The sequence below is a fragment of the Desulfurobacterium thermolithotrophum DSM 11699 genome (genome assembly GCF_000191045.1).
Taxonomy (GTDB): domain Bacteria; phylum Aquificota; class Aquificia; order Desulfurobacteriales; family Desulfurobacteriaceae; genus Desulfurobacterium; species Desulfurobacterium thermolithotrophum.
The window spans coordinates 638,019-650,212 of record NC_015185.1; the positions used below are offsets into that span (position 1 = coordinate 638,019).

General features: G+C 34.9%; 10 protein-coding genes. 3 read left to right on the forward strand and 7 right to left on the reverse strand.

Annotated elements, in window-relative coordinates; translation table 11 throughout:
* Positions 1 to 12: 12 nt before the first annotated feature.
* The 7 genes from rny to tnpA form a co-directional block, all read right to left on the reverse strand.
* Positions 13 to 1,686: a ribonuclease Y gene (gene rny / locus DESTER_RS03245; RefSeq protein WP_013638236.1), complete on the reverse strand. Its 1,674-nt coding sequence runs from the start codon at positions 1,684 to 1,686 to the stop codon at positions 13 to 15.
* On the reverse strand, positions 1,677 to 2,234 hold the full coding sequence (locus DESTER_RS03250; protein ID WP_013638237.1) for a 5-formyltetrahydrofolate cyclo-ligase: 558 nt from the start codon (positions 2,232 to 2,234) through the stop codon (positions 1,677 to 1,679). Before DESTER_RS03250 ends, rny begins: the two co-directional genes overlap by 10 nt.
* 37 nt (positions 2,235 to 2,271) lie before the next feature.
* A complete protein-coding gene (locus tag DESTER_RS03255) occupies positions 2,272 to 2,556 on the reverse strand; it encodes a cell division protein ZapA (protein WP_013638238.1) in 285 nt (94 codons plus the stop codon).
* A 10-nt stretch (positions 2,557 to 2,566) separates the two neighbouring features.
* Positions 2,567 to 4,951 carry a phenylalanine--tRNA ligase subunit beta gene (pheT, locus tag DESTER_RS03260; protein ID WP_013638239.1) on the reverse strand — a complete coding sequence of 795 codons (2,385 nt, stop codon included), beginning with the start codon at positions 4,949 to 4,951 and terminating at the stop codon, positions 2,567 to 2,569.
* Position 4,952: 1 nt separating this feature from the next.
* On the reverse strand, positions 4,953 to 5,981 hold the full coding sequence (gene pheS / locus DESTER_RS03265; RefSeq protein WP_013638240.1) for a phenylalanine--tRNA ligase subunit alpha: 1,029 nt from the start codon (positions 5,979 to 5,981) through the stop codon (positions 4,953 to 4,955).
* Positions 5,982 to 6,068: 87 nt separating this feature from the next.
* The gene (tnpB, locus tag DESTER_RS03270; RefSeq protein ID WP_013638241.1) at positions 6,069 to 7,250 is read right to left on the reverse strand and encodes an IS200/IS605 family element RNA-guided endonuclease TnpB; all 1,182 of its coding nucleotides are present in this window, start codon (positions 7,248 to 7,250) and stop codon (positions 6,069 to 6,071) included.
* Complete coding sequence (tnpA, locus tag DESTER_RS03275; protein WP_013638242.1) at positions 7,251 to 7,673, reverse strand: IS200/IS605 family transposase; 423 nt, start codon at positions 7,671 to 7,673, stop codon at positions 7,251 to 7,253.
* Between the two features lie 252 nt (positions 7,674 to 7,925).
* On the opposite strand from tnpA, the gene DESTER_RS03280 reads away from it, so the two are divergent.
* The 3 genes from DESTER_RS03280 to DESTER_RS03290 are packed head-to-tail and all read left to right on the forward strand — an operon-like array spanning position 7,926 to position 12,174.
* Positions 7,926 to 9,335 (forward strand): NAD-binding protein, encoded by a 1,410-nt coding sequence (locus DESTER_RS03280; protein WP_013638243.1) that lies wholly within the window; start codon positions 7,926 to 7,928, stop codon positions 9,333 to 9,335.
* Positions 9,336 to 10,505 carry a cation:proton antiporter gene (locus DESTER_RS03285; protein ID WP_013638244.1) on the forward strand — a complete coding sequence of 390 codons (1,170 nt, stop codon included), beginning with the start codon at positions 9,336 to 9,338 and terminating at the stop codon, positions 10,503 to 10,505.
* Positions 10,486 to 12,174, forward strand: a complete 1,689-nt coding sequence (locus tag DESTER_RS03290; protein WP_013638245.1) for a radical SAM protein — start codon at positions 10,486 to 10,488, stop codon at positions 12,172 to 12,174. Before DESTER_RS03285 ends, DESTER_RS03290 begins: the two co-directional genes overlap by 20 nt.
* Positions 12,175 to 12,194: the final 20 nt, after the last annotated feature.

The window sequence follows — 12,194 nt, forward strand, 5'->3', positions numbered from 1 at the left end:
ACATTACGCTGATTATTTTGCATAATCGACAGCTCTCGTTTCTCTTATTACAGTAATTTTTATTTGTCCAGGATATTGAACTTCTTCCTCTATTTTCTTTGATATCTGATGAGCAAGAAAAGCAGCTTCTTCATCAGTAATTCTATCTGGCTCAACCATTATTCTTACTTCTCTACCAGCTTGGATAGCAAACGCCTTCATCACACCAGGGAAAGATTCTGCAATACTTTCAAGCTTTTCAATTCTTCTAATGTAAGCTTCTAAACTTTCTCTCCTTGCTCCAGGTCTTGCGGCACTTAAAGCATCTCCTACTGCAGCAAGAACTGATTCAACAGTTGTAAATTCTGCTTCTCCATGATGAGCAGCAGCAGCATTTATTACTGCTTCTGGTTCTCCATATTTCTTAAGAATATCTGCTCCTATAAGAGCATGAGAGCCTTCTACTTCGTGCGTTACTGCTTTCCCTATGTCATGGAAAAGTCCTGCACGTTTTGCAAGCTGAACATCAGCTCCTATTTCTGCAGCCATCATACCTGCAAGATAAGCAACTTCTTTCACATGTTGAAGGACATTTTGACCATAACTTGTTCTGTATTTAAGTTTTCCAAGAAGTTTTTTGAGTTCTGGGTGGACATTATCAATTCCAAGTTCAAAGAGAACTTCGTCAGCAGCATTTAGTATTTCTTGATCTATTTCCTCTCTAACTTTTTCGACAACTTCCTCTATTCTTGCTGGATGAATTCTTCCATCTGCAACCAATCTTTCAAGAGCAATTCTCGCAACCTCTCTTCTTATAGGATCAAAAGATGAAATCGTAACAGCTTCAGGAGTGTCATCAATTATGAGATCCACTCCTGTGGCAAGTTCAAAAGCTCTAATGTTTCTACCCTCTCTACCAATAATTCTTCCTTTCATCTCATTGTTTGGAAGATCAACAACAGCTATTGTTGTTTCAGCTACTTGGTCAGTAGCAAGTCTCTGTATAGTAGTTGCAAGTATTCTCTTAGCCTTTTTTTCTACTGTTTGCTCGAACTCTTCTTCTATTTGTTTATAACGAATAGCAAGATCTTTTCTTATTTCTTCTTCCATACGCCTCATTAGCTCTTCTTGAGCTTCTTCTTGACTCATTCCAGCAATTTCTTCGAGTTTCCTAAGTTCTTCTTCTATGAGCTGCGTTATTTTCATATCTTTTTCAAGAAGTTCTGCTTCAAGCCTTTCAACTTCAGCCTTTTTTTCTTCTAACTCTTTTTCTAACTTATCAAGAAAGTCTGCTCTCCTATCAAGGTTATTTTCTCTTTTATCAAGAGTTGATTCTCTTTTATCTAAATATTCTTCCCTTCGAAGAAGTCTTTTTTCTAACTCAGAGAGCTCTCTTTTCTTCTCTTTTAGTTCTTCTTCTAATTTCTCTTTTTCTTTGAGAATCTCTTCCTTAGCACGAAGGAAAGCTTCCTTTTTCATCTCTTCAAACTTTTCCTTAGCTTCCCTTAAAAGGTTTTCTGCCTTTTCTTTTAACTCTGAAGCTTCTTCCTTTGCTTTTTCAAGAATTTTCTGTGCGTCTTCCTTAGCTTCTTCTTTTATCTTCTTTTCTATCTTTTCAGTTTCAATATGACTTTTCTTTGTTCCAACTATATAACCAACAGTAAGTCCTGTAAGAATTGCTAGTATCGCAACAAGTATTAGCTCCATTCATTCCTCCTTATCTCTCTTTTTTCTGAAACTACAACATCCATCGGGATGTCAAAAGGATCGTGAGGTACCCTTTCCACAATCTGAAAATCAAAGCAAATACCAATTTTAGTTCTTACCTTCTGTTTGGCAAGGAATCTATCGTAGAATCCTCCTCCATACCCTATCCGAAAACAGTGTAAATCAAAAACTATTCCTGGAACGAACACAACATCAATTTTCTTTATAACCCGAGAATACTCTAAGGGAGGCTCGAGAATTGATAGGTATCCAGGAGATAAATCCTTTAAAGAAAAAATTTCTAGAGGAATTATGTCTTTCTCAGAAACTCGCGGAAACACTACACGCTTCCCAATAGAAAGAAGCTTTCTTGCAAATGGTAAAAGATCTACTTCCTTTTTAAAAGGAGCATAAAACATGAAGATTTCTGCTTCCTTAGGAATAATTTCCCAGAGCTTTTTTACTATCTTGATACTTTTCGCTTTGACTTCATTTTCTGGTAACAAAAGACGTTTTTTCTTTATTTCTTCTCTTAGAAGACTTTTCAACTTCAAACCCCTTTAATACAAGGGGCATAAGGGAAGATCAGGGAGCTAATTTCTTAAGTATTTTAGCTCCTTCCTCAAGTTTCTTATTTTCTGTACTGAGATCTTGAATCCGTTTTCTTAAAGACTCGTTTTCATCAAGTATGTAAAAAGAGGCAACAATCAAGGCTTTATCAAAAGTTACCTTGCTGTTGCCTGCTCTTATCTTCTCAACTATGGACTCCAATTTTTGAGCAAGGGACTTGACATATTCGGGGTCTTTATCTGTTTTTATGTTAAATTTTCTACCACATATAACAACTTCTACAGTTTCAGGTAAGCTCACAATCTTCCTCTTATGCCCTAAGTGTAGCTCCAAATTTTTCAAGTGCTTTTATTATACCATTCAATATCTTATTTACTTCCTCGTCTGACAAGGTTTTTTCTTTTGATCTAAAGACTAATGAAAATGCAACACTCTTTTTACCTTCAGGAATTCCCTTTCCTTTGTAAAGGTCAAAAAGTTTCAACTTTTCAAGATACTTAGCAGAACTTTTTATAACTTCTTCAAGTTTTCCAACAGGCATGTCAGCATCTACTAAAACTGCAATATCCCTTGTTACTGGAGGGAATTTTGGAATTTGTTTAAAGAAGATTTCTCTTTCCTTAGAAAATTCCAAAAGTCTATCCAAGGAAAGTTCTCCAACAAAAACATCTTGTTTTATATCCAATCTTTCAAGAACATCAGGATGAAGCTTTCCTATAAAACCAATTTCTTTTTCATTTACAATGACTTTTGCACTCTGTCCGGGATGAAGATATTCTACATTGTCTAAAGATTCAAATTTTCCTTCAAGCTTTAGAAGTTCAAGTAAACCTTCTACTATTCCCTTTAAATCATAAAAATCTACTTCTCTTTCACTAAGTATACCTTCAGGAATCTTTCCTGTAAGAAGAATTCCAAGATGGAGATGTTCTTCAGGAAGCTTTTCTCCTTTATTTTCAAAGATCTTTGCAATCTCAAAAAGGAAAACATCTTTTTCATTTCTATTAATGTTTAAAACAGCATTCTGAACAAGGCTTGGAAATATTTTATCTCTCATGTAAACCCACTCTTCAGAAAGTGGGTTAGAAATTTTAATAAGATTTTCAACTGAAAGTCCAAAGAATCTATAGAGCTTTTCTCCTATAAAACTGTAGTTTATTGCTTCATTCAAAGAAAAAGCAGTTAGAAATTCTTTTACTTCATTTAACTTATCGTATTCAAGGTTCTTATTAACATCTGTATGCATTAAAGGATAAGTACTTATAACATTTTTCATTCCATAGATTCTTACAATTTCTTCAATCAGATCAATTTCTCTTGCTACGTCGTACTTTCTCCAAGAAGGAACTTTGACAACTATGTAATTTTGTTCTTTCTTTACAGTAAATCCAAGATTTGCAAGAATTTCAAAAGATTTCCTTGGAGGTATATTAACTCCAAGTATTTTAGTAGATTTTTCAGGATTAAAAACAATTACCTTTGGAGTATAAGGTTTTGGATAGAAAGAAAGTTTTCCTTTAGCCACTTTACCACCACAGAATTTTTGAATGAGATGAAGAGCTCTTCTTGCTGCAAATTCCGTAATTTCAATATCTGCTCCTCTTTCGAATCTATAAGAAGAGTCAGTAGAAAGAGATAATCTCTTAGAAGTTTTCCTTATTGTCATTGGCTCAAAGTGTGCAGATTCTAAGAAAATATTTTTAGTAGACAAAGAAGTACCGCTTTCCTCTCCTCCCATTACTCCAGCTACAGCAACTGCTTTTTCAGCATCTGCTATTACAAGATCATCTTGTGTAAGTTTTCTTTCAACTCCATCAAGTGTTACTATAGTCTCTCCATCCTTAGCTCTTCTTACGATAATTTCTCTTCCGGAAAGTTTTTCAAGATCAAAAGCATGAAGAGGTTGTCCTAACTCGTACATTACATAGTTAGTAACATCAACTACTGCATTTATTGGTCTTAAACCTACAAGATAAAGTCTTATTTGCATAAACAAAGGAGACGGCTTGTTCTCTATTCCTTTAAGAATAAATCCATCGTATCTTAGACATGCCCCACTATCAAGAACTGATAAAGATGCTTCTTCTTTTGCTTCAAAGTTTCCTTCTTTAAAATCATTTTGTGGTAATTTAACGGGTCTATTGAGAACTGCTTTTAGCTCTCTTGCAATTCCAAGAATAGAAAGAGCATCAGGTCTATTTGTAGTTATTTCATACTCAATTATCCAATCATCTAGACTCAAGACTTCTTTAACATCTTTTCCAATTTCAACATTATCAGGAAGAATCATTATTCCAGAAGAAGAAGAATCTGTTAACCCTAATTCTTCCTCTGAACATAACATTCCATTTGAAACAACACCTCTGAGTTTACTTCTCTTTATTCTCACTCCAATTGGAAGTTTTGAGCCATGGAGAGCAACGGGAACAACAGCTCCTTCAAAAACGTTGTCAGCTCCAGTAACTATTTGAAGAACTTCGTTTCCGACATCAACTTGACAGATTTTGAGTTTATCTGCATTAGGATGTTTGGTTATCTCAACAATCTTTCCTGTAACAACCTTTTCAAGATTTTCTGCAGCATATCTAACAGAATCAACTTCGATTCCAACATCTGTGAGAATATTTGCTATTTCCTGCGCAGATAAATCTTCTATATTTATAAATTCTTTTAACCAGTTATAAGTTATCCTCATTTTACATACCTCTAAACTGTCTTAAGAATCTAAGATCATTTTCGAAAAAGAGTCTTAAGTCATCAATTCCATACTTGAGCATTGCTATTCTCTCTACTCCCATACCAAAGGCAAACCCCTGATAAATATCAGGATTTATGTCAACTGCTTTAAAAACTGCTGGATCAACCATTCCGCATCCTAAGATTTCAAGCCATCCTGTTCCCTTACAAACTTTGCACCCGCTGCCACCACATATTACGCAGCCAATATCAACTTCAGCACTTGGCTCTGTAAATGGAAAGTATGACGGTCTAAATCGAACTTTAGTGCTCGAACCAAAAATTTCTTTTAAGAAAAGCTCTAAAACTCCTTTTAGGTCAGCAAAAGTTACCTTTTGGTCAACCATTAAACCTTCAACTTGGTGAAACATTGGTGTGTGAGTAACATCGGCATCTTTCCTATAAACCTTACCAGGAGCAATTATTTGAATTGGAGGTTGGTGTTTTTCCATTACTCTTATTTGAACAGGAGAGGTATGAGTTCTAAGAACAACGTCTTCTGAAATGTAAAACGTATCCTGCATCTCTCTTGCGGGATGTCCCTTTGGAATATTTAAAGCTTCAAAGTTGTAAAAATCTGTTTCTATTTCAGGACCCTCTGCAACCGAAAATCCCATTTTAGTGAAAATACTAACTATTTCTTTCAATGTCTTTGTTACTACATGTAAAGAGCCAAGAGGCTTTCTTCTTCCTGGTAAGGTAACGTCAATCTTTTCTTTTTCTAACTTTTTCTTTTTTTCAATCTCCTTGAAATAGCTTTGCTTTTCTTTTATAAGAGATTCTATTTCTCCTTTTAGGATGTTACACGCTTTTCCAAATTCCTTTCTTTCCTCAGGTGGAAGTGTAGGTATAGATTTTAAAAGTTCTGTTACCTTTCCCTTTCTACCTATAAACTCTACTCTCAACTTCTCAAGTTCTTCTAAAGAAGAAACTTCTTCAATTTTCTTTAAAATTTCCTTTTTCACATCATTAATCTTTGAGATTGCCATTTTCTTACCTCAAACCTAAAACTTTGCAGAATGGATTATATAACAAAGTTTAAGTTCTGAAAGAATTTAACGTAGGTGAACTACTCCTCATTGAAATGAGGAGCTTCCCGCTTCAACGAGTGCACTCGCACTCTCCACGGGCATAAGTTCGGGGCGTTCCACCCCTACCGCTCGTAAGGTGAGCGACCCCTTGAGTAATTTGAGTCCTTCTCTTAGCAGGTTTAGAGCAGCATTGTAATCTCTATCGTGTTCAGTTCCACAGTTAGGACATACCCATCTTCTATCAGACAGCTTGAGATTCTCATTTTTATATCCACACACAGAACAAAGTTTTGACGACGGATAGAATGGATTTACCTTGATGAGTTTCCTACCGTAGAGCTTCGCCTTATACTCCAGATAGGTGATGAACTTCCTCCAGCTTGCGTCAGCTATGTGCTTTGAAAGGTTGCCGTTTTGAAGTAGCCCTTTGACGTTTAAATCTTCCACTATCACGACTTGGTTATCGCCGACTATCCTTTTGCTTAGCTTATGGAGAAAGTCGTTCCTCTGGTTCGTTATCTTTTCGTGGAGTTTTGCTATCTTCTTTTGCAGTTTTAGGTATTTGTTGCTTCCCTTTATCTTCCCTGATAGCTTCCTCTGGAGCTTTTTAAGTCTTTTTTCCGTCTTTAACAGGTGTCTTAGATTTTCTATCTTCTCTCCCGTTGAGAGGGTGCAAAAAGACTTGAGTCCTACGTCTATTGCTACTACTTTGTCTGTTTCTGGAAGTGGTTCTATTTCCCTGTCAACAAGGACGTTAAGGTAGAACTTTCCAGAAGGTAACTTGGTTATTGAGATGCTCTTTATTTTTCCTTCTATCTCCCTGTGCTTTTTGAACTTTATCGGTGTTTTGAGTTTTGGTATTTTGATTTTGTCTCCCTCTATACGGAAATGCTGAGGAATTGATACGCTGTTTACTCTCTTTTTACTCTTGAATCTGGGAGATTTCGCAAGTCCTTTAAAGAAGTTCTTGAACGCTCTATCAAGCCACTTTACGGCTTCTTGAAGCGATTGACTGTTAGCTTCTTTAAGAAACGGAAATTCCTCTTTAAGTTTTGGCAGTAGTCTCTTGTATTCATAGTAGTTCCACTTTTTTCCTTCTTTTTCATAAGACTCTTTAGCTATTTCAAGAAGCTTGTTGTAAACAAACCTGCAATGACCTATTTGACGGTTTAAAAACTCTACTTGTCCTTTCTTAGGGTAAAGTCTGAACCTGTAAACGTAGAGCATCTACTTCCTCTTTTGGTTCTCTATGTATTTGCGTATCACATCTTCAGAAATTGAGCCTATGGTTTCTATGTAGTAAGAGGGATTCCACAAGTGTCCTTTCCACAACCTCTTTTTAAGCTCGGGGAATTTCAAAAACAACTTTCTCGCACTTATTCCCTTTATCATCTTCACTATGTAGGAAGGTGCTATTTTGGGATGTGCAGATACAAATATGTGAACGTGATCTTGTTCTCCAACTTCTATCATAGCTACTTCAAAGCCTTTCTCTATCCCTGTTTTTATAATCACCTTTTTCAGATATTCCTCTACCTTTGGAGTTAATACCTTTCTCCTGTATTTGGTTGAAAAAACTATGTGGTAGTTGCAGTTATATACGCAGGTTCTACCTCTCTTTACGTTGGATTTCAGATTTGTTTTGCTCATACATATAGTATAACAAATTACGGAGTAAACCAAAGTAAAAACGCTTATTCTTCACACACGCATAGTCAAAAAACGGCTTACGCCGTGCGCTGTATCTCCCCTTTGAAAAGGAGAGGATTAGCGCAAAATTTTTCCTAAAATCTTCTACAAATTCTTAAACTTCAAATAAAAACCTTTTAATTCCAAAAAGAGAAAAATTTCTATAAATTCCTATAATAATAAATTGAGATAATGTCACTATAAGGAGAACTAATGAAACTAGTTATCGTTGGTGCAGGAGAGGTTGGAAGAGAACTTATAAAAAGATTAAAAAGAGACTGGTTTATAACTGTAATAGATGAAGATGCTGAAAAGCTACAGAAAATAGTGGATTTACTTGATACAGAATCAATGAATAAGGTTGTTCTTTTACAAGGGGACGGTACCAGTAAACTCATGCTTAAAAGAGCAGGAATAGAGGATGCAAAAGTATTTGCAGCTTGTACAGGAGACGATGAAGTTAACATAGAGGCGTGTAAATTAGCAAAAGAATTCGATGTACCTTCTGTTTTTGCCGTATCTAATAGCACAGAAAACGATGAATTGTACGAAAGGGAAGATATAAACTACGTTGATAAGGCTGTTGCAACTGCTTCACTTCTTGAAAGACAGATCAAATCAGGAATAGTAACTCCCACAAATATCGGGCTTGGCCAAGGAGAGATAGTTGAAGTAACCGTAATGCCTACATCTATAATAGCTGGATATCCAGTAGGAAAATTTTCATCTAGAAGATGGAAAATAGTTGCAATCTTTCGAGGAAGCAAGCTTATAATTCCTCAGCGAAATACTATAGTAAAACCCGGAGATAAGGTTCTTATAGTAGGAGATCCAAAAGTTCTTAAGTATATAGCAGGGCTTATAAGATCAGGAGAACCTCAATTTCCTTTACAGTTTGGAACAGAAGAACTAATTTTTCTTCCAGAAAGAGATCAAAATGTTTTAAAAGATGCAAGATTCTTCTTTGAAAATACAAAACTTCTTAAAGTATCAATATATACCTGTTTTAAAGCAACCTCTGATTTGAAAAATATGTTTTCATCAAATGAAAAGAAGGTAGTAGATCTAAAAGAATTGAAGCTCTGCGAAAAAGAATTTTTAGAAGAAGTAGTTAAAGATGAAAATTTTGGTTTAATTGTTATGTCTAATAAGTACAAGGAATTTCCCCTCTATTTTGGAATAAAGACTTTTCCCATTTTAGTAGCCGAAGAAACTCTTTCACCTGTTATGATTGCAAAAGGTACAACCCCTGTTAATAAAATTTTAGTTCCTGTTTCAGGTTCTTTTAGCAGTTTTAGAGCTCTTGAAGTTGGAATAGAACTTTCCATTTTGTTAGATGCAAAATTAACAGCTCTTTATGTTCGATTAAATAATAGTGATGAAAAAGTAAATTATCTTAAAGACAAAATTGTGAAGTTTTCAAGTATGTACAAAATTTCTATTGACTTCTTAGTACGTACTGGGAATCCGGTTAACGAATTTGCAAAGATTTCTAAAAATTATGACTTATCCATAGTTGGAGCAAGGAAGGGAAGGAAAACTAACTGGTTTAATCCTTATCCTCCTTATCATATGATTCATAGATCTAACTGTTCATCAATCTTAGTATGCGTGGGTGAGTAAATGGAGAGTTCTCTTATTTCAATAATTTTAATTTCCTTGGGAATTTTATTTGTACCTTTTCTTAGCAAAATTTTGAAAATTCCTGTAGCAGTAGGAGAAATACTTTACGGAATAATTCTTGGGAAATCTGTTCTTAACTTAGTAGAACCTTCTCAATGGTTAGACTTTTTAGCATCCTTTGGTTTTCTTCTTCTTATGTTTGTAGCCGGTCTTGAAGTAAAGCTTAAGGAAATTAGTACCTTGAGTCTTAAAACAAAGATAGTTTTGACTTCCATTCCTCTTTTTGTTTTCTTTTTAGCATTTCTTATAGGTTCTAAATTTTCTTTCCCTGCTATAGTTTCAATAGCTATTGGCGTTGTTTCAGTAGGTATTGTTGTTTCTGTTCTAAGAGAAAAAGCTCTTTTGAATACTCCTTTTGGAAAAGCTTTATTTTTAACAGGAATTGTTGGAGAAGTTGTAAGTATTGCGGTTCTTACTCTCTTTTCTCTCTACATTGAATTTCACTTTGGAATAGAGTTTTGGATAGGTATCTTGAAACTAATTATGTATTTAATTACTGCTAGATTAGTCTTACTTTTTTTAAAAAGCTTTGTTTGGTGGTACCCTAATCGCTTCAAATTCTTCTTTGAAAAAAGTCCGTCAGAAATAGGTATAAGAATAAGTCTAGCAGTGATGTTTATGCTTTCAGTAGCAGCCTCTATAATTCACATAGAGCCAATAATAGGCGCTTTTATAGCAGGAATGATCTTTGCTACTGTTTTTGAAGATACAGAAAGCATAGAAGAAAAACTTTCAGGTATAAGTTTTGGTTTTCTAGTTCCTATATTTTTTATTTATGTAGGCATAAACTTTAAAATGCCAGAACTTAACATTCATACACTTTCACTTCTTGGAACTCTTGTTCTTGCGAGTTTTAGTGTAAAAATAATTCCTTCACTACTCCTGATTTTTGAAGGTCTTGGACTTAGAAAAGCAATAGCGGGAGGTTTTCTTTTATCGGCTCCTTTAACTCTTGTGATAGTTACAGCAGAGCTAGGTAAAAAGTTAGGAGTAATTGACGAACACTTTGAAAATATCTTAATTCTTCTTTCAATTGTTACCGGAGTACTTGCACCAACTCTTTTCAATCTTCTTAATAGAGAGGAAGAAATTGAGGATATTAATTCTTGACGGTTATGTAGATGAACCTACATGTCTTGGAGTTCCTCCTTACATTTCTACTTATGTTAGGTATGTTGCTGGAGCTCTCGTTCTTGCAGGAATTCCTGAAGAAAGTATTAGCTATTTAACCATAGACGAATATAGAAAATCAGAAGAAAAAAGAAGTCTTTTAAATGACTCGGACGCTATATTCCTTATAGCTGGTATGACAGTACCAGGAAGGTATTTAGGAGGAAAACCAATAACAGAAAGAGAAATTGAAGAAATAGGAAAACTTCCAATTTACAAAGTAGTTGGAGGACCTGTAAAGTTTGGATTTGCCTTAAAAGGAGGGGTGAAAGCAAAACCTCTTCTTTTTGAAAATTACGACTTGGTTGTAAAGGGAGATATTGAACTTGCAGCTTATAAGATTGGAAAGACTTTGACAAGTTGTACGCAATTACCTGAAGGTGTTTTCTTAGAAAGAAGAACTGCAAGCTACATCGATAAAATTGCTCCACTTGGAGCCTTTATAGTTAAAGAACATCCATACTTTCCCTATGTAATCTGTGAAGTAGAAACTTTTAGGGGTTGCGAAAGGAAACACCATTGCTCTTACTGTACGGAAGCCTTTTATGGCCATCCGGATGAAAGAGAACCAGAAAAGATAATTGAAGAAATAAAAGCTCTTTATAGCACAGGAGTTAAGTATTTTAGAATAGGAAGACAACCAAATATACTTGGCTACAAAGCAATTTCCACTTTTGGCGAATTCTCCATTCCAAATGTTGAAGTAATATGTAACCTTTTTCGTTCCATAAGAAACATAGGAGATATAAAGACGCTTCACATAGATAACGTAAATGCAGGAACAATAGATGCTTATCCTGAAGAATCAAAAAGAGCTCTTTACTGCATTGCAAACCACGATACAGAAGGTGACGTTGCTCCTTTTGGACTTGAAACTGCAGATGAGGAAGTAATAAAGAAAAACTACCTCAAGGTAAACCCAGAAGGAATAAAAAAAGCTATTCGAATAGTTAATGAAGTTGGTGCTTTTAAAGAAAGGAAGGATGGCCTTTACAAACTCCTTCCGGGAATAAACTTTTTAGTGGGTTTACCTGGCGAAACTAAAAAGACTTTTGAAAAGAACAAAGATTTTTTAAAGTCAATTCTTGATGAAGGATTACTTCTTAGAAGGATAAATATAAGGCAGGTTATGATTTTTGAAGGAACACAGATTTCTGAAATGGTGAAAAAGGCAAGAACCAAGTACAGAAAAGAGTTTGAGAAATTTAAACAGTTTGTAAGAGAAGAGATAGACTTTCCGATGATGAAAAAAGTATTTCCTGTTGGTACAGTAATTAAAGAAGTACTTCTTGAAGCCTACGACGGAGGACATACCCTTGGAAGGCAAATAGGCAGTTATCCAGTTTTGGTAAGAATTCCAGAAAAGCTTGAGCTTTTTAAAGTAAAGAATGTAATTGTTGTAGGGCATAGAGAACGTTCTGTAATTGGAATTCCTATACCAATTAATATAAACAATATTTCCCACAAACTTCTTTCTTATATTCCTGGTATTTCTAAAAAACTTGCTACTGAAATAGTTTTAAAAAGACCTTTTAAAGATAAAACTGAACTTTTAACTCTTTTTCCTCAACTTTCTAAGTTTTCAAAGTATATAATTACTTCTCATTAAGCCTCAAGTTGGAGGAGATA

What these genes read in the sequence shown, in the direction of transcription:
- rny (WP_013638236.1), bottom strand. Translation starts at nt 1,686, where the DNA reads ATGGAGCTAATACTTGTTGCGATACTAGCAATTCTTACAGGACTTACT.
- pheT (WP_013638239.1), bottom strand. Translation starts at nt 4,951, where the DNA reads ATGAGGATAACTTATAACTGGTTAAAAGAATTTATAAATATAGAAGAT.
- pheS (WP_013638240.1), bottom strand. Translation starts at nt 5,981, where the DNA reads ATGGCAATCTCAAAGATTAATGATGTGAAAAAGGAAATTTTAAAGAAA.
- tnpB (WP_013638241.1), bottom strand. Translation starts at nt 7,250, where the DNA reads ATGCTCTACGTTTACAGGTTCAGACTTTACCCTAAGAAAGGACAAGTA.
- tnpA (WP_013638242.1), bottom strand. Translation starts at nt 7,673, where the DNA reads ATGAGCAAAACAAATCTGAAATCCAACGTAAAGAGAGGTAGAACCTGC.
- DESTER_RS03280 (WP_013638243.1), top strand. Translation starts at nt 7,926, where the DNA reads ATGAAACTAGTTATCGTTGGTGCAGGAGAGGTTGGAAGAGAACTTATA.
- DESTER_RS03285 (WP_013638244.1), top strand. Translation starts at nt 9,336, where the DNA reads ATGGAGAGTTCTCTTATTTCAATAATTTTAATTTCCTTGGGAATTTTA.